We start from the raw sequence: 17,168 nt of genomic DNA, 5'->3' as shown, positions 1-17,168 counted from the left end.
CACCTCTCGTCGTACGACACCTCGTCGTACGCGTGCTTCTAGATGCGGACCTCCACCGTGCCCGCCAGCCGGTCGTGCAGGCCGCGGCCGTCGCGGTCCCAGATCAGGGCGGGAACGGCCAGGCACAGCAGGACCGTGCGCAGCAGGGCGCGCAGCGGCTGGACGCGGCCGGTGGCCAGGGCGACCACGCGCAGGCCGAACAGGCGCTTGCCGGGCGTGAACCCGATCGTGCCGACGGTGAGGGCGCCCAGCGCCAGGAAGATGAGCAGCGCCCAGTTGCTGGTGGCCTGGTGGTAGCCGTGCGTGATCAGGCCGTAGGCGATCCACAGGCACAGCGCCCAGTCGACGGCCAGGGCGCCGAGCCGCCGCCCCGGACCCGCGATCGAACCCGTTCCCCGCTCCGGCAGCCCCAGTTGCTGACCGCGGTAGCCGAAGTCCGCGCCGGCGTCCTCCATGGCCGCGCGCGGGCCGGACAGCCATGATCCCATTGCTTGCCTGTTGTCCACCCGACCACCGTACTGCGACGCTGGAATCAGGGGGGCCGGCGGGGTGTCCGCGACCGTGACCGCCACCCGAGCCGGTTAACTTCAGCGAAACAAATGGGTCACGCCCGGGAAATCACCCGTCCCTAGGGTCGAGCTCAGCGTGTGCCACCGCACCGGCCGCACCAACGATCTACCACCCCGGCGGGACGGTCGGGAGTAGGAGGAGCTGGATGTTCCAGAACGCCGACGAGGCCAAGAAGTACATCGCGGACGAGGGCGTCAAGTTCATCGACGTGCGGTTCTGCGACCTGCCGGGCGTCATGCAGCACTTCACGTTGCCCGCCGAGGCGTTCGACCCCGACGAGGAGCAGGCGTTCGACGGGTCCTCGATCCGCGGCTTCCAGGCCATCCACGAGTCCGACATGTCCCTGCGTGCCGACCTGTCCACCGCGCGGGTGGACCCGTTCCGCCGGGACAAGACCCTCAACATCAACTTCTTCATCCACGACCCGATCACCGGTGAGCAGTACTCCCGTGACCCGCGGAACGTGGCGAGGAAGGCCGAGGCGTACCTGGCGTCCACCGGGATCGCCGACACCGCGTTCTTCGGCCCCGAGGCGGAGTTCTACGTCTTCGACAACGTCCGGTTCCGGACCGCCGAGAACGAGTCCTTCTACCACATCGACTCCGAGGCGGGCGCCTGGAACACCGGCGCGCTGGAGGACAACCGCGGCTACAAGGTCCGCTACAAGGGCGGCTACTTCCCGGTCCCGCCGGTCGACCACTTCGCCGACCTGCGTGCCGAGATCTCCCTGGAGCTGGCGAAGAGCGGTCTGCAGGTCGAGCGCCAGCACCACGAGGTGGGCACCGCCGGCCAGGCCGAGATCAACTACAAGTTCAACACGCTGCTCGCCGCCGCCGACGACCTCCAGCTGTTCAAGTACATCGTGAAGAACGTCGCCTGGCGCAACGGCAAGACGGCGACCTTCATGCCGAAGCCGATCTTCGGTGACAACGGCTCGGGCATGCACGTGCACCAGTCGCTGTGGAGCGGTGGCGAGCCGCTGTTCTACGACGAGGCCGGCTACGCGGGCCTGTCGGACACCGCCCGCTACTACATCGGCGGCATCCTCAGGCACGCCCCGGCGCTGCTCGCGTTCACCAACCCGACGGTGAACTCGTACCACCGCCTGGTGCCGGGCTTCGAGGCCCCGGTGAACCTGGTGTACTCGCAGCGCAACCGCTCCGCCGCGATGCGCATCCCGATCACCGGCTCGAACCCGAAGGCCAAGCGCGTGGAGTTCCGCGCGCCGGACGCCTCCGGCAACCCGTACCTGGCCTTCGCGTCGCTGCTGCTGGCCGGCCTGGACGGCATCAAGAACAAGATCGAGCCGGCCGAGCCGATCGACAAGGACCTGTACGAGCTGGCGCCCGAGGAGCACGCCAACGTCGCCCAGGTCCCGACCTCGCTGGAGGCCGTCCTCCAGGCCCTGGAGGCCGACCACGAGTTCCTGCTCCAGGGCGACGTGTTCACGCCCGACCTGATCGAGACGTGGGTCGACCTCAAGCGCACGAGCGAGATCGCCCCGCTGCAGCTGCGTCCGCACCCGCACGAGTTCGAGCTGTACTTCGACGTGTGATGTGGCCCCGGGCCGGAGCGGGCTTCCGCTCCCCCGGGCCGCCTGTGGGCCGTCGGCCGTGCTCCTCCCCGCCCGGAGGGGCACGGCCGACGGCCTTGTTTCCATAACGCCGGTCGTGCAGCCCTTGTTGAGGAAGATCAAGGTCGAGCAGGGCCGAGGGCCGCCCCCCGGTGCCGGGGGGCGGCCCTCGCTCGTGGTGCCGTCAGCGGACCACGACCACCACCGGGCCACCGCCGAAGCCGTAGCCGCCGTAGCCGCCGTAGCCGCCGTAGCCGCCGAAGCCGGGGCCGAAGAAGCCGCCGTAGCCGGGGCCGAAACCGCCGCCGCACCAGCGGGACCACCAACCGCAGCCCCAGCCGCCGCCGTGGGTGAGGCTGGTGGAGACGGTGGAGACATGAACCGGAGCCGCGGCCGGGGTCGCTGCCGAGGCCGTGCCCGCAGCACCGACGGCGGTGCCGGCCGCCATCAGAACACCGACTGCGGACATTGCGAAGAGACGCCTTGCACGCTGTGCTTTCATGGGAATACCTTCCTTTCCATCCCCTCGCGCGGGTTCGGGGCACGAGAAGAATGGCCGCGGCCGCAGCCGGAAAGGGTTCGGCGGCGCGGTCGTAGGTGTTGCCGCGTGGGTACAGGCGGCAGGGCCCGCGCGGTCGCGCTGTCAGCCCCGTGAGCAGGGTCTTTGGTCGACGCCGGTCCTGTTGCCGGACCGCCGCCCTCACCCATAGAGGCTAGCTTCCCGGCGGGCGCGCAGCATCTCGAGCGATCGCCTCACAGCGACGATCGCTTCACAGCGCTCACGTGGTCAGGGGATGATTCTCCGTCGGCATCAAGGACGGATAAGGACCGGAGAGGTAACGGGGATGACCGAGCACGACGACCTTGAGCGGGAGTTCGATCACCGGTGGGCGCGGGCCGCCGAGCACAAGGAGCCGTCCGCCCGCGCCCGGATGCTCGCCGCGCGCTGGAAGCACAACCCGCCGGGGCCGGTCCCGTTCCGCGCCGACCCGGACCCGGTCGCCCCGCGCCGCTCCTCGTGGATATCCACCGTCCTGGTGCTCGGCTGCGTCGCAGCGGTGATCGTGCTGCTCGGCTACGGCCGTACACACGGCTACCTCTGAGGGCTTTCGCCGAGTCCCGGGGCCTGCGCGCGCTCACCCCGCGCGCTCACGGGGTCACAGGCGGCTTTTGCCGGTCCTGGAGCTGATCAGGACCGCTCCATGGGCATCCGCAGGTGCACACTGGATGGCGGGACGAGTGCCTGACTGCGGGGTGATGCAAGATGCAGAGCCGCTTCCGGAGCGACCGACGACTGACCGTTCGCATGGGGGTCACGCTGTTCCTGCTCGGGTTGCTCTACGTGGCGTTCGTGGCCGTGCTGATCGTGCTGCTGAAGTCCTGGGTGCTGGTCGTGGTGATCGCGGCCTGCGTGCTCGGCGCCCAGTACTGGTTCTCCGACCGGATCGCCCTGTTCGCGATGCACGGCCAGGTGGTGGAGCGGGAGGAGTATCCCCAGCTCCACGCGGTGGTCGACCGGTTGTGCGCCATGGCGGACATGCCCAAGCCCACCGTCGCCGTGTCCAGCATGGACATGCCGAATGCATTCGCGACCGGGCGGAACCCGGACAACGCCGTGGTGTGCGTGACCACGGGACTGCTGCGGCGGCTTGAACCGGCCGAGCTCGAGGGCGTGCTCGCGCACGAGCTGTCGCACGTGGCGCACAAGGACGTCGCCGTGATCACGGTGGCCTCGTTCCTCGGGGTGGTCGCGGGCCTGGTCGTACGGTTCGCCTTCTACTCGGAGCTGTTCGGCGGGCGCGGGCGCAAGGACCAGAACACCCTCGCCCTGTTCGCCATGGTGATGGGCGTCTCGGCGGCCGTGTACGCGATCAGCTTCCTGCTGCTCCGGGCGCTGTCCCGGTACCGGGAACTGGCCGCGGACCGGGCGGCGGCACTGCTGACCGGCCGGCCCTCCGCGCTGGCCTCCGCGCTCACCAAGGTGACCGGCGACATCGGCCGGATCCCGTCCGAGGACCTGCGCACCGCGCAGGCCTTCAACGCCTTCTACTTCACTCCGGCGCTGGGCGCCGAGCCCGGCATCTCCCGGCTGTTCTCCACCCACCCGACCCTGGAGCGGCGGCTGGAGGAGCTGGCGCGGATCTCCGCCGAGCTGGGCGAGGCCGCGACGCCGGGGAAGGCGGGCTGAGGATGGGCCTCCTGGACATTCTGCTCGGCCGCACCAAACCCGCCCTGCCCGACCTGGACCAGCTGTTCGCGCTGCCGTCGGCGGCCCTGACCCTGGAGGCGGCCGCCGGCTTCACCCCGACCGGGCAGGGCGCGGTGTGCTTCGCCACGGTCGAGGGCGCCGCCTTCGAGCAGACGCACCGAGAGGTCCAGGCCCTGCTGGACGCGGACGCCGACCGCGAAGGGCCGCCCGTCGAGCTGTCCCAGGACTCCTACGGCTACTCCTGGCTGGTCTCCCGCCGCAGCCCGGACCAGCTTCCCGATCTGGTCAACGACCTGCACGCGGTGAACAGCGCCATGGAGGTCAACGGCTTCGGCCCCCAGCTCCTGTGCTCCCTGGCCGGCTTCCACGACGACGCCGGCCGGCGGCTGGCGCTGGTGTACCTCTACAAACGGGGCACCTTCTACCCGTTCGCGCCGCTGCCCGGCCAGGCGCAGCGGCGCGACAACCCGCTGGAACTCCGGGTCAAGGCGGCCCTGGCCGACGACCTGCGCATCGAACAGGACCTGAGCCGCTGGTTCCCGGTGTGGGGCGCCCCCGGCCTGTGACCGCGCCCCGGTGCAGGAGCGGTGCCCACTGCTCCGGTGTGGCCGGAGGGCCACGATCCGTGCGGGCGCCGTGAGTGAATGGCGGGATGAGTGAGCTCTCCTCCTTCGGCCACGACCATGACGGCGAACGGCTCAGCGGCGTGTACGGCGGCGACGGCGGCGCGGACCTGCCCACCGTCGTGCTGCTGCACGGCGCGGGCAACGGCGACGCGCGGCGGCTGCTGCCGCTGCTCGCCGAGTTCGTCGCCCGTGGCTGCCGCGGTGTCGCGTTCGACTTCTCGGGGCACGGGGAGAGCACCGGTGCGCTGCGGGAGTTGAGTCTGCGCCGGCGCTTCGAGCAGGCGGTTGCCGTGATCGACGCCCAGGTGCCGGCGGGCGGTCCGCTGATCCTGGTCGGGTTCAGCATGAGCGGCCAGACCGTGACCGACCTGGCCCGGCACTACGGGGAGCGGGTGGTGGCGCTCGGCCTGTGCGCGCCGGCCGTCTACGCCGACGAGGCCTGGGACGTGCCGTTCGGCACGGGGAACGGGCGGTTCAGCGAGATCATCCGCCGGCCCGGCGGCTGGCGCGGGGCCTCCGCGTTAGACGTACTGCGCGCCTACGAGGGCCGGGCGGTGCTCGCCGTGCCGGGCACGGACACCGTCATCCCGCCGGCCGTCACCGAGGCCGTCCAGGACGCGCTGAGCACCCGCGCCCAGTTCACCCGCCTCGAACTCCCCGACGCCGGGCACACGCTGGGGCTGTGGCTCCGCGACCACGCCGGCGACCGGCGGGACTTCGTGGACGCGGTGCTGACGGGGCTGGGCGAGGGCGGCTGGACGGCGACGAAGGCGTGGGTGGCCAAGCAGCTGCCGCGGGACCGCACCATACGCGGCACCACCCTGCTGTGCGGCGGTTCGAGCGCGCAGATGCGCGCGCTCGCCCTCGACGACGGCACCGGCCTGGTGCTGCGGACCTTCGTCAAGCCCTTCTTCCGGCGCCACGCGCCCGGACTGCTCACCCGCGAGGCCGCCGTCCTGGGCCTGCTGGCCGGCCGGGACGGCATCCCGGCGCCGGCGCCCGTCGCCGTCGACGCGGGCGCCGAGCACTGCGACCACCCCTCTTTGCTGATGTCGCAGCTCGCGGGCCGGGTGCGGCTCGACGAGGAGGACCTGGCCGCGCGGCTGGACCTGCTGGCGGCGCAGCTCGTACGGATCCACGGTGTCGTGCCGGACGAACGCCCGCGGCGGTACCAGGCGTGGACGTCACCGGAGCGGGTGCGTGCCCGGCCGGGTGCGCTGTGGGAGCGTGCGGTGGACGTGCTCCGCCGTGAGCCTCCGGAGTACGAGGGCTGCTTCCTGCACCGCGACTTCCACCCAGGGAACGTGCTGTTCACCGGTGCGGGCGACGATCTGCGGATCAGCGGTGTCGTCGACTGGGTGGAGACCTCGTGGGGTCCCGCCGACCTCGACGTGGCGCACTGCTCGACGGCTCTCGCGCTGCTGCACGGCCCCGAACCCGGCCTGCGCTTCCGGGACCGCTACGAGGCCCACGGCGGACGTCCGCTCGCCGACGGCCCGGACCACCTTTACTGGCGGCTGCTCGACGCCCTCCATTACGCCCCCGACGCGGCCGGACTGGCCGGTCCTTGGCGCGAACTCGGGCGGACCGACCTCACCGCGGAGGTACTGGGTGACCGGCTGCGGGCGTACGTGGACGGGCTGATGGAACGGTACGGCTGAGGCCGCTTCGGCGACGGCGGGACGGGGCCGGTGTCAGTGGTGTCGGGGAGGATGCGGTCAGGCATTACTACGGGCGGAGATCTCATGGGCGAGGAACCCCGGTACATCGACGTGGCGGAGCGGCGGGCCAGGCTGGCCCTGCGGCACCGGCTGGCCGCCGGGACGCGGGCGGGCACACCGGAGGAGGTCGCCCGGGCGCTGGTGGCACTGCACGGGACGGACCCGGCGACGGTGTACCTGGGCGTGGGCGCCCGCCTGGCCGACCCGGCCGAAACGGTGGCGCGGACGGAGCACGCGCTGTACGAGGACCGCACGCTGGTGCGGATGCACGGCATGCGGCACACGGTCTTCGTCTTCCCGGCCGAGCTGACCGCCGTCGTCCACGCCTCGACCGGCATCGCCGTCGCCGCCCGAGCCCGCACCGCCCTGATCAAGGACATGGCGAAGGCGGGCGCGCCGGACGCGGCCTGGCTGAAGGAGGTCGAGGAGTCGGCGCTCGCCGCGCTGGCCCGCCGCGGGCAGGCCACGGCCGCCGAGCTGGCCCAGGACGAGCCGCGGCTGCGGGAGCAGTTCGCGTACGCGGCCGGGAAGAGCTACGAGGGCGTGCACACGGTCTCCTCGCGGCTGCTGCGCGTCCTGGGCGTTGAGGGCAAGGTGGTCCGGGGCCGGCCGCTCGGCTCCTGGACGTCCACGCAGTTCCGCTGGGCCCTCGCGCCCGGGCATCCCGAGCTGGACGTCGCCGCCGCCCAGAGCGATCTGCTGCGCCGCTGGCTCGCGGCCTGCGGCCCGGCGACCGAGGCCGACCTGAAGTGGTGGACGGGGTGGCGGGTGACGGACGTGCGGCGGGCTCTGGCCGCGGCGGGGGCGCGGGAGGTGAGGGTGGACGAGGGCACGGCGTACGTCACCGGGGACGACGTCGCCCCGGTGACCGGCCCGGAGGAACCGTGGGCGGCCCTGCTGCCCGGTCTCGACCCCACGGCGATGGGCTGGCAACAGCGGGACTGGTACCTCGCGCCCCGGCTGCGGCCGGCCCTGTTCGACGGCAGCGGCAACGTCGGCCCGACGGTGTGGTGGAACGGCCGGGTCGTCGGGGCCTGGGCCCAGCGCCCCGACGGCGGGATCGCCTGGCGGATCCTGGACCGGGACGGGCTGGGCGCGGAGGCGGAGGCGGCGATCGCCGGGCAGGCGGAGGAACTGGAGAGCCGGCTCGGCCCCACCCGGGTCACACCGCGCTTCCGCACACCGCTGGAGAAGGAACTGGCGGCGTAGCCGGAGCCGGGCACCCCGCGTGCGCGGGGCGCCCGGCGTCCGGGCTCAGCGCGAGTACCGCATCAGCGCCCGCACCATGTGACACGTCGTGCTCGACGGCCGGTGCACGCCGATGAGTTCGGCGATGGAGCGGATTGTCTCGTCGCGGGCCTGGTGCGGCAGGTGGACGCCCGAGTCGAGCAGCGCGATGGCGAGCCGCATCGCCTTCAGACGGCGGTTGTGGATGACGTACCACTCCCGCGGACGCCCCGGCGGCAACGGCCGCTTCGCCACGGGTTCGTAGGGCAGGTCGAGCAGGACGGGACGCTTCGCGGTGGACTGGGTCGGCAACGGCTTCGGCTTCAGTGCGGCAGCGGCCACAGGCATCCTCCTGTCGCGAGGGGAGCGCCACGAGGAGACCCCGGCGACGCTCTCGGACACTGCTTCGATTCTACTGCTCGGCACTGACAAAGCCCCCTGGTCACAAGGGCTTTCGGGGCTGGAGTGACGCAGGCGGGAGGCGGGTTTCCATGGGTTTCCGCGACGGCGATCGCGACGGTTCCGGCGGCCGTTTCCCGTCGGGGACTTCGCGTACCGTGGCCGCATGGAGATCTGGATCAATCCGGCATGTTCCAAGTGCCGCAGCGCCGTCGGGCTGCTCGATGCCGAGGGGGCCGAGTACACCGTGCGCCGCTATCTGGAGGACGTGCCGAGTGCGGAGGAGATCCGGGAGGTGCTCGGGCGGCTGGGGCTGGAGCCGTGGGACATCACCCGGACGCAGGAGGCCGTCGCGAAGGAGCTCGGGGTCAAGGACTGGCCGCGGGACTCCGGGGCGCGCGAGCGGTGGATCGCGGCGCTGGCCGAGCATCCGAAGCTGATCCAGCGTCCGATCATCACGGCCGACGACGGCACGGCGGTCGTGGCGCGGACCGAGGACGCGGTGCGGGACGCGCTCGGGCGGGGGTGAGCGTCGGCGGTGCGGCGCGCGGTGTTGGCAGGGCGGCGTGCGGTGTACGCCAACTCCCTTATGACGCAGGTCACTTCAACTCGGATCGCAACCGCTGAGTAACCTCGTGCGGCATCTCGTACCTAGCGGCGTACGCTCCCTCACCTCTTCAGGAGGCGCGCATGTCGCGTAGGCGCACTGTCAGCACCAAGAAGAAGGTCGCGCTGCTGGTCACGGCCGCGGCGGTGGCCGGCGGCGGGGCCTTCGCCCTCGCCGCCACGTCCAACGCCGCCCAGCCGGAGGCGCCGCGGACCCTCTCCGCCGCGGACTCGACGGCCTGCCAGGGGTTCGCCACCGCCCTCGGCAACAACCAGAAGTTCATCGAAGACCAGCGGGCCGCTCCGGACGCGCTGTCCGAGGCGCGGATCGCCAACCGCCAGGAGGTCATCGAACAGATCAAGCGCCAGCAGGCCGCGTCCGGGTGCACGGTGGGGGAGTCGGCTCAGGACTCCCAGGCCGGGCAGCAGGAGGCGCAGAACGGCCAGGGGGCCGAGCAGCAGGCCGGGCAGGAGAACGGTCAGCAGGCCGGGCAGCAGGACGGTGCCGCCGGCAACGGCAACGGCGGCGGCGATGTCGCCGCGTCCGGACAGCAGGTGTGCCAGGGCTCCACGGTGACGCTCTCCGGCGAGGGCGGCGCACCGGCCGCGTCCAGCAACCAGTTCCCGGCGGGCACCACGCTGAAGGTCACCAACCTGGACAACAACAAGGCCATCACGGTGAAGGTCACGTCCGTCTCCGGCAGTTGCGTCCTGCTCAACGACGCGGCCTTCGAGGAGGTCCGGGAGCCGGGCAAGTTCCTGATCCGGCGCGCGGTGATCGAGAAGGTGGGATGAGACCCGCCCCCGACGGGCGAGGGCCCGCTGTTCCCGGCCGGGAGCGGCGGGCCCTCGCCGTGCACCACGGTGCCCCGGTCCGCATGCCCTGGCAGGTCGAGCGGGACGGCAAGGGCTGCGTCAGGGACCGCCGGCGCAATGCCAACGTCGACCCGTACGGCCTCACGCGTCTGCTGGTCGCCACCTGCCGCACCGTCCCGGAGAAGGCGGGGCGGGCCTGATCGGAACGGGTGGCGGGCAGCCGGGCGCCGGCTGCCCGCCGGCGGGTGTCCGCGCAGTGAGAAGAGGGACCTGTCCGGACACGGGGTCTGCTTCAATGGGGGCATGGTCGGTTTCCGGGAGTGCGTCGCGACGAGTCGCGTCGACCTGGAGCCGTTCTGGCCCTCCCGTCAGCACCACGACTTCGACCGGCTCTGTTGCCGCGCGCCGCACGCGCGGGCCCGGTGAAGCCGTAACCCACCGGTCTCCGGTCCGCGCGGAACGACGTACGTCCCGACGCGCCCGACCATGAACTCGCGGCCGTCGGTCCTCCGGCGAACCTCTCCCGCGAAAGAGCTGACCTGTCATGGCGACCACCCGTTCTCTGACCGACGCCGCCCTTCCCGCCCCCGCCCCCGCCTCCTCCCGCCCCCTCTCCTCCCCCGCCTCCCCACGGCACCGGCTGCGGGCCGTCGGCCGGGACGAGGTCGTAGAAATCGCCGATCTCCTGCCGCCCGGCGCCACCTGGCTGCCGGCTCCGCAGCACGCCGTGCCCAGGCTGCCGGGCCGGCCGCCGATGGTCGGCTATCTGGTGCTCGTGCCCGCCGACCAGCAGCCGCCGCACCTGCCGGTGGCGGTGCCCGACCGCCCCGGCCACCTCGATCGCCTCGATCACCCGGGCCGTCCGGAGGCCGGGGCGGGCGGAGGCACCGCGCCCGGCGCGGGCGATCCGCTCGTCCGCGTCGACACCGCACGGCGGATCGCGGAGGTGGACGGGCACGGACTCGACCTCACCTACCTGGAGTTCGAGCTGCTGGCCCATCTCGTGGCCCACCCGCACCGCGTGCACACCCGCGACCAACTGGTCACCACGGTCTGGGGCTACGACCATGTGGGCGACGGCCGCACCGTCGACGTCCATATCGCCCGACTGCGCCGCAAACTGGGCGCCGAGCACCGCCGGACGATCCAGACCGTGCGCCGCGTAGGCTACAAGTACGCTCCGCCGACCGGACGTTGATCTCTGCCTGGGGCAGAATCCGGTTCCCTGCCACGGCCCGGACGGGCACAGTCACCGGTATGAGACTTCTGGTTCTGGGTGGTACGGAGTTCGCGGGGCGGGCCGTCGCCGAGGCGGCGGCCGGGCGCGGCTGGGATGTGACGGTCCTGAACCGGGGGCGGCACGCGCCCGTTCCCGGAGTGCGGTCGTTGCGCGGCGACCGCACCGCGCCCGACGGGCTCGAAGCCCTGACGGACGGCGCGTGGGACGCGGTCGTCGACACCTGGTCGGCCGCGCCCCGCGCGGTCCGGGACGCGGCGCGGCTGTTGCGGGACCGCGCCGGCCGGTACGTGTACGTGTCGTCCTGCTCGGTGTACGCCTGGGCCCCGCCCGCCGGCTACACCGAGGCGGCGCCGCTGGTCGAGAGCGCCGAGGCGGGCGCCGGGCAGACGGAGTACCCGCGGGACAAGCGGGGCGGCGAGCTGGCCGCGGTGGAGGCCTTCGGGGCGGACCGCTCGGTGCTGGTACGGGCCGGGCTGATCCTCGGGCCGCACGAGAACGTCGGGCGGCTGCCGTGGTGGCTGAGCCGGATCGCGCGGGGCGGCCCCGTACTGGCGCCCGGCCCGCGGGACCTGCCCCTGCAGTACGTCGACGTCCGGGACCTCGCCGTGTGGATCCTCGAAGCGGTGGAGAAGGGATTGAGCGGCCCGTACACCCTGATCAGTCCGCGAGGGCACGCGACGATGGGTGAACTGCTGGAGGCCTGTGTGCGGACCACCGGCGCCGACGCCGAGCTGCGCTGGACCGACCCGGACGTGATCCTCGCCGCGGGCATCGAGCCCTGGACGGAGCTGCCGGTGTGGGTGCCGCCGGGCAGCGAGAGCCACGACGCGCTGCACGGCGCCGATGTCACCCGGGCCCTCGCGACCGGCCTGCGCTGCCGCCCCGTGACCGAGACGGTCACGGATACCTGGACCTGGCTCCGGGCCCTGGGCGGCACGGCCCCGCAGCGGCCCGGCCGGCCTCCGGTGGGCCTGGATCCGGCCATGGAGGCGAAGGTTCTCGGACTCTAGGAGCGAAAGTACTCGGCCTCCCGCGGCCCGGGATTTCAGCCGGTGCTGCCGCAACTGCCTGCGGAAATGGGTAAGTTGCGGCCCGAGTGAGGCACGGATCGCGCATCAATTCGTGGGTCGACTGAACACGCCCGGGGCGGCTCCCGTATTGAGGGGAGCCGCTCCGATTCTGTTGGGCGCTTCAACGCCCGTAAGGGGGTGCTCCTCAACGAAGTCAGAGGAGTTCCGTGACTCCACCCACCGCTGAAGCAGCGGGCTTCCAGCCTGAAGGCTGCGGTCCAGCCCGAACCGACCCCTTGCGGGGCAACGGACAAATTAACACCTCGCTAGGAGAATGATGGGACGCAACACACGCAAACGCCGAATGCCGCTGGCCACCAAGGCCATAGCCGGGGCGGCGGCCCTAGCGCTCGGTGGGGGCGGGCTTGTATGGGCGAACTACTACGCATCCGCGCACGAGTCGAAGAACGACGCGTGGGGAGGCAACCGGACGAAGGCCGTCAGCGCGCAGGTCGCGACGATCAAGTGCCCTGACGTCGGCCAGCAGCTCACCGCCGTGCCGGAGCAGGCCCGTGGAGAGGTCGACGGCGAACTCGCCACGCTCGACCAGCAGATCACCGAGGCCTACCAGCGGCTGGCCACCACGCGCGACGCGCAGACCAGGGACGCGAGCTTCGTCCAGAACGCCATCCTGGGTCCGCTGAAGGACCGGCGGAAGGTGATCCTCGACCGGATCAAGCTGGAGATCAACCGGGCCGGCGGCAAGACCCCCGGCAACCTGGACGACCTCGCGCCCTGCACCGGCACCCCCGTCGAACAGAACCAGACGGACGCGGGCGACGGCGCGGGCGGTCAGGACAACGGCCAGAACGGCGGCCAGAACGACGGCCAGGACAACGGGCAGCAGGGCGACAACGGGCAGCAGGGCGACAACGGCGGCCAGAACGACGGCGGCCAGAACGACGGCGGCCAGCAGGGCGGCGACGACGGGCAGCAGGGCATCGGCGGTCAGGCCGGGAACGGCCCGGTCGCGGCGGACTTCGTGGACATCACCACGGTCCAGCCCAACGTCCCGGCCAAGCCGCGCAAGAGCCGCAACGCCTCGAACGGCAGCTTCACCACGCGCTGCGGTGTGAACGCCAACGGCAACCACAACACGGACAACGTGATCGTGGCGCCCGGTGTGGCAAACGGCGCCCACCACCTGCACGACTACGTCGGCAACCAGAAGATCGACGCGTTCGCGAGCAACGACACGTTCCTGCAGAGCGCCACGAGCTGCCAGAACAAGAACGACCTGTCGTCCTACTACTGGCCGGTGATCCGGGTCCAGGACGGCTCGCAGGACTTCGACCAGGACGCTGACGGCGGTGGCAAGGAGGGCAACGTCGGCCGGATCCTCAAGCCGCTCCAGGCGGAGATCAAGTACGTCGGCAGCCCGACCGGCAAGGTCGTCGCCATGCCGCAGTTCCTGCGCATCATCACCGGTGACGCCAAGACCACGACCAACGGTCTGGCCAACGCCAACGCGCACTGGAGCTGCACCGGCTTCGAGAACAAGGTCCAGCTGACGGAGCAGTACCCGATCTGCCCCGAGGGCAGCAAGATGGTCCGCACGTTCGCCTTCCAGAGCTGCTGGGACGGGCAGAACACCGACAGCGCCAACCACCGTACGCACATAGCCTTCGCCGACCAGCGCGGCAACTGCCCCAGCGGCTTCAAGGCCATACCGAAGCTCACGATGCGCCTGGTCTACGACGTGCCGCGGCCGAGCATCGAGAACGGTGTGGTGAAGAACGCCTACGCGGTCGACGGCTTCCCCGAGCAGTTGCACAAGGCGGCCACCGACCACGACGACTTCATCAACATCACGACCGGCGGCCTGGCGAACAAGATCGCCAACTGTGTCAACTCGGGGCGGAACTGCAAGTGACGCCCTGATCCGGTGACACTGGACCGGTGACCTCCTGAAGAAGGCCGGCGGCGGGATCTCCCGCCGCCGGCCTTCGCCGTGTGCCCGTGCGCGCCCGCGCCCCTCCGAGTGGCTCAGCCGCTGTGCGCGCCGTGGGCGCTGTGGTCCGTGCCGGTCTCCACGTCACCGCCGAGGGTGGCGCGCAGCGCGGTGACCACGCCGCTGTCGCCGACGGCGACCCATTTGCGGCCGACGAGGTAGGAGCCGCCGTAGTCCTTGGCGTCGTCGATCCACTCCCGCTGGCCGCGGTCGGTGGCGAAGGTGGCGAGGACGAACTTGCCGGTGGGGTTGGTGCAGATGGCCTGCCGGATGGTGTCGGCGTCGGTCTGCATGTCCGGCTCGCACTTCACCTCGGCGGCCAGGCTCTCCAGGCTGCCGGTCGCCGTCGGCGGCACTTTCGCCGCCGCGCCGTCACCGGAACCGCACCCCGTCAGCGCCAGTGCCGCCGCGGCACCGGCCACCGCGAGCATCGGTCGGGTCACCCTCATCTGTTCCTCCGGTCGCTTCCGGCACTCCGTTCCCGGCGGCACGCGCCACAAGCATGCCGCACCGGGCCCCGGCAGGGGGCCGCCCTTCGATACGGCTGCGGTGCGCACAGCGCTCAATCCGGTGGACGCCGCGTGCACACGCGTGCGAACGTGAGCCGGTGAACCAGGACTGGGAAGACCGCGTGGCCGCCGCCTGGGCCCGCTTCGACGACTTCTCCGAGGACGAGGCGCCCGCGTTCCGGGCGGGTGTCGACGCGCTCGTCGCCGAACTGCCGGACGGCAGCCCGCTCGGCCCGTTCGAGCAGGCCTGCGCGTGGGACTCCACCGGCCGTCCGGACCGGGCGGTGCCGCTCTACCAGGAGGCACTGGAGCGCGGGCTGAGCGGCTACCGGGGCCGCCGGGCCAGGATCCAGCTGGCCAGCTCGCTGCGCAACCTCGGCCGGCCGGAGGAGGGCGTCAAACTGCTCACGCCCGAACTGGACGGGCCCTCCGACGAGTTGGACGACGCCGTACGGGCGTGTCTGGCGCTGTGCCTGTCCGGCCTGGGCCGTGACCGCGAGGGCCTGTCCCTCGTCCTCGGCGCCCTCGCGCCCCATCTGCCCCGCTACCAGCGCTCGATGGCGAACTACGCCCGGCTGCTGGTGGAGCCCGAGGACTGACACCGCCGGACCCCGGTGTGACCTGGGACCGACTCGCTCGTTGGCCTGGACGTGCAGTCACAGGATGTCGCCCCGCGCCACAAGTCCTCCTCCGGGCCGGTCGTCGATGCCGAGCGGGCCGAGGCCGCGCTCGTCGAGCACTACCCGCGTCTGGTCCGGCTCGCCTATCTGGTGCTGCCGCCCGGACTCGGGCGGAGCCGCCGCGTGCTGACCGCGCACGCGCTGGCCCAGCGGGCGCTGCCGCGGGGCCGGTCCTCGGCGACCGTGATCCCGGCCCAGTCGGCCGGCCGCGAGTCCGACCCGGGCTACGCCTTCGTACGCCTCCAGGTGATCCGCACGGCGCTGGGGGCGGGCCGCCCGCCGCGGCGCGGGATCCGGACCGGACGCGCCCGACTGCGGCCGGCGCTGCCCCTGGTGTGGGGCCTGCGCCTGTTCCCGCGCTCGGGCGGCGCCGACGAACTCGCGCTGGACCAGAAGCTGGCGACCCTGTCCGGGCCGGCCCGTGCCGCCTACGTGCTGCGCGGCCTGGAAAGGCTTCCCGACCCCGCCGTGCGGGAGGTGCTGACGGCCGCGGGCGTGGCCGACCCGGTCGCCGCGCTGCGCCAGGCCGACCGCCTGCCCGCCCAGTACGCGCTGCTCGACTCCCCCGAGTTCGACCCGTGCTCGTTGCAGGCCCGGCCCACCGATCTGAAGCGGCGCAGGCAGCACACCAGGGCCGCGCTCGCCGCGGCCGCGGCCCTCGCCGTGTGCGGCGCGCTGGTCGCGCTGCCGGGCGGCGGCTGGGGTCCGGACGGCGCCGCCGCACCCGCCTACGCGCACAACCCGTCCGCCGAGGCCGCCCTGGACCCGGGCAGGCTGACCAGGATCGCCCCCACCGCCTGGCGGACCTCCGCGCGGCTCGACCTCTCCGTGTGGCCGGCCCGCGGCAACCTGGCCGGCGACACGGCCCTGCTGCGCCGGGCGCTCGCCGTCTGGGCCCGCCCCGGCGAGTCCGTACGGGTCTCGGCCACCCCCGGCACCGCCACGGGCGGCCCCGCGGGACCGCCGCAACTGCTCTACGCCGGCGACGTCGACAACGCGCGCGTGGTGCTGTTCCACGACGGCCTGCGTATCGCCCGCTATGCCGAGCCGAGGGACTCCGCGGCCGGGGCCGCCCTCGACTTCGCCCGGGTCGACGGCGCCGCCGGCGCGGAGGCGAGCGCGGTGGTGCTCGGCCGCTCCGACGGGAACGTCCGCTATCTGACGGCGCCCTGGGTGAAGGCGGCGGCCGAGCGGGACCTGCTCAAGCCGGACGCCGGGGCGATGGACCTCGGCCTCACGGGCGGCGTCACCGGGCCGCTGGCCAGCCCGGTCCAGCGCGGCGGCGGCTGCACCTCGTGGAACGTGCTCGAGCTGACCGGCGAACCCGGCACCCGGCTCCTGGCCGACCTCGGCGAACTGGCCCCCGCCCGCCTCACCACGGGCCGCCCCGATGCCCCGCGGGAGGCGTCCGGTGCGGCGGGGCTGCGCGCCTGGGCGCCGCTGGCCTGCTCGCTGGGTGCCGTGCGCGCACAGGGCGTCCGGTCGGTCAACGCCTGGGAGTACGCCGAGCAGCCGCTGCCCGACGCGACCGGTTCGGCCGCCGCGTGGATGTGCACCCGCGCCGAGACCTGGCGCGGCGACGGGACCCGGGTACTGGCCCAGTTCCACACGCCCGGTGGGAAGTACGCGGTGGTCGCGGCCCAGGCCGAGAACGTGCCCGCGTGCGGCGCCCGTGATCCGCACGTGCTGGCCGGAGTGCTCTGGAAGTCGCAGGCGGGCGCCTGGTACCTGCTCGCGGCCGGGGACCGGGACACCGCCTCGATCAGCGCGACCGGCGGGGTCAGCGCCTCCGCCCAGGGCCGCCTGCTCGCCGTACGGACCCGGCAGGGCGCACAGGCCGACCTGAAGGGGACGCTGGCCGACGGCAGGTCCGTCGCCGTGCTGCGTCAGAAGTGAGCGGTCGGCGCGGCGGGGTGTGACGAGCCGCGGTCGAACATCGGTCCTTGCCGGTCCGTTCGTGGGCCGGAATCG

17 protein-coding genes and 1 pseudogene are annotated in these 17,168 nt (G+C 72.6%); 14 read left to right on the top strand and 4 right to left on the bottom strand.

The features are described from left to right. Nucleotides 1-38 precede the first annotated feature (38 nt). Nucleotides 39-506, bottom strand: coding sequence for an RDD family protein (locus tag ACIOWN_RS01865; protein WP_362347759.1), 468 nt, complete (start codon nucleotides 504-506; stop codon nucleotides 39-41). Nucleotides 507-715: 209 nt separating this feature from the next. Between ACIOWN_RS01865 and glnA the strand changes: the two genes are divergently transcribed. Beyond that, the gene (gene glnA / locus ACIOWN_RS01860) at nucleotides 716-2,125 is read left to right on the top strand and encodes a type I glutamate--ammonia ligase (protein ID WP_401979784.1); all 1,410 of its coding nucleotides are present in this window, start codon (nucleotides 716-718) and stop codon (nucleotides 2,123-2,125) included. A 202-nt stretch (nucleotides 2,126-2,327) separates the two neighbouring features. Here the strand turns inward: glnA and ACIOWN_RS01855 are convergent, their stop codons facing one another. Continuing rightward, nucleotides 2,328-2,612 (bottom strand): hypothetical protein, encoded by a 285-nt coding sequence (locus ACIOWN_RS01855; RefSeq protein WP_401979781.1) that lies wholly within the window; start codon nucleotides 2,610-2,612, stop codon nucleotides 2,328-2,330. A 376-nt stretch (nucleotides 2,613-2,988) separates the two neighbouring features. Between ACIOWN_RS01855 and ACIOWN_RS01850 the strand changes: the two genes are divergently transcribed. From ACIOWN_RS01850 to ACIOWN_RS01830, 5 genes are all read left to right on the top strand, one after another. After that, entirely contained in the window at nucleotides 2,989-3,246 is a 258-nt protein-coding gene (locus tag ACIOWN_RS01850; RefSeq protein WP_362347754.1) for a hypothetical protein, read from the top strand. Nucleotides 3,247-3,407: 161 nt separating this feature from the next. Next, the gene (gene htpX / locus ACIOWN_RS01845) at nucleotides 3,408-4,331 is read left to right on the top strand and encodes a zinc metalloprotease HtpX (RefSeq protein WP_401979778.1); all 924 of its coding nucleotides are present in this window, start codon (nucleotides 3,408-3,410) and stop codon (nucleotides 4,329-4,331) included. 2 nt (nucleotides 4,332-4,333) lie between these two features. After that, on the top strand, nucleotides 4,334-4,918 hold the full coding sequence (locus ACIOWN_RS01840; RefSeq protein ID WP_362347751.1) for a hypothetical protein: 585 nt from the start codon (nucleotides 4,334-4,336) through the stop codon (nucleotides 4,916-4,918). A gap of 86 nt (nucleotides 4,919-5,004) precedes the next feature. Further along, nucleotides 5,005-6,639 (top strand): alpha/beta fold hydrolase, encoded by a 1,635-nt coding sequence (locus ACIOWN_RS01835; protein WP_401979775.1) that lies wholly within the window; start codon nucleotides 5,005-5,007, stop codon nucleotides 6,637-6,639. Between the two features lie 84 nt (nucleotides 6,640-6,723). Further along, nucleotides 6,724-7,908 (top strand): winged helix DNA-binding domain-containing protein, encoded by a 1,185-nt coding sequence (locus ACIOWN_RS01830; protein ID WP_401979773.1) that lies wholly within the window; start codon nucleotides 6,724-6,726, stop codon nucleotides 7,906-7,908. A gap of 45 nt (nucleotides 7,909-7,953) precedes the next feature. Here ACIOWN_RS01830 and ACIOWN_RS01825 read toward each other — a convergent pair whose 3' ends face one another. Further along, nucleotides 7,954-8,268, bottom strand: a complete 315-nt coding sequence (locus ACIOWN_RS01825) for a hypothetical protein (protein WP_100567139.1) — start codon at nucleotides 8,266-8,268, stop codon at nucleotides 7,954-7,956. 223 nt (nucleotides 8,269-8,491) lie between these two features. Here ACIOWN_RS01825 and ACIOWN_RS01820 point away from each other — a divergent pair, with 223 nt between their 5' ends. From ACIOWN_RS01820 to ACIOWN_RS01795, 6 genes and pseudogenes are all read left to right on the top strand, one after another. Continuing rightward, nucleotides 8,492-8,854, top strand: a complete 363-nt coding sequence (locus ACIOWN_RS01820) for an arsenate reductase family protein (protein ID WP_362347745.1) — start codon at nucleotides 8,492-8,494, stop codon at nucleotides 8,852-8,854. Nucleotides 8,855-9,015: 161 nt separating this feature from the next. Further along, nucleotides 9,016-9,726, top strand: coding sequence for a hypothetical protein (locus ACIOWN_RS01815; RefSeq protein ID WP_401979771.1), 711 nt, complete (start codon nucleotides 9,016-9,018; stop codon nucleotides 9,724-9,726). A 62-nt stretch (nucleotides 9,727-9,788) separates the two neighbouring features. Then, nucleotides 9,789-9,947 (top strand): annotated as a pseudogene (locus ACIOWN_RS01810) (glutamine synthetase); the annotation flags it as partial. Between the two features lie 344 nt (nucleotides 9,948-10,291). Beyond that, a complete protein-coding gene (locus tag ACIOWN_RS01805; RefSeq protein WP_401979769.1) occupies nucleotides 10,292-10,945 on the top strand; it encodes a winged helix-turn-helix domain-containing protein in 654 nt (217 codons plus the stop codon). A 59-nt stretch (nucleotides 10,946-11,004) separates the two neighbouring features. Continuing rightward, a complete protein-coding gene (locus tag ACIOWN_RS01800) occupies nucleotides 11,005-11,997 on the top strand; it encodes an NAD-dependent epimerase/dehydratase family protein (protein WP_401979767.1) in 993 nt (330 codons plus the stop codon). Between the two features lie 337 nt (nucleotides 11,998-12,334). Then, nucleotides 12,335-13,930, top strand: coding sequence for a DUF1996 domain-containing protein (locus tag ACIOWN_RS01795; protein ID WP_401979765.1), 1,596 nt, complete (start codon nucleotides 12,335-12,337; stop codon nucleotides 13,928-13,930). 113 nt (nucleotides 13,931-14,043) lie between these two features. Here ACIOWN_RS01795 and ACIOWN_RS01790 read toward each other — a convergent pair whose 3' ends face one another. Next, nucleotides 14,044-14,457 carry a hypothetical protein gene (locus ACIOWN_RS01790; protein WP_326802195.1) on the bottom strand — a complete coding sequence of 138 codons (414 nt, stop codon included), beginning with the start codon at nucleotides 14,455-14,457 and terminating at the stop codon, nucleotides 14,044-14,046. A gap of 158 nt (nucleotides 14,458-14,615) precedes the next feature. Here ACIOWN_RS01790 and ACIOWN_RS01785 point away from each other — a divergent pair, with 158 nt between their 5' ends. Beyond that, the gene (locus tag ACIOWN_RS01785; RefSeq protein ID WP_362347737.1) at nucleotides 14,616-15,116 is read left to right on the top strand and encodes a tetratricopeptide repeat protein; all 501 of its coding nucleotides are present in this window, start codon (nucleotides 14,616-14,618) and stop codon (nucleotides 15,114-15,116) included. A gap of 51 nt (nucleotides 15,117-15,167) precedes the next feature. After that, on the top strand, nucleotides 15,168-17,093 hold the full coding sequence (locus tag ACIOWN_RS01780; protein ID WP_401979762.1) for a hypothetical protein: 1,926 nt from the start codon (nucleotides 15,168-15,170) through the stop codon (nucleotides 17,091-17,093). The last annotated feature ends 75 nt before the right edge of the window (nucleotides 17,094-17,168 follow it).

This window comes from Streptomyces sp. NPDC087787, assembly GCF_044743035.1.
Lineage (GTDB): Bacteria > Actinomycetota > Actinomycetes > Streptomycetales > Streptomycetaceae > Streptomyces.
The sequence above is the reverse complement of the archived record's forward strand: the minus strand, read 5'-3'. Positions and strand labels throughout refer to the sequence as shown.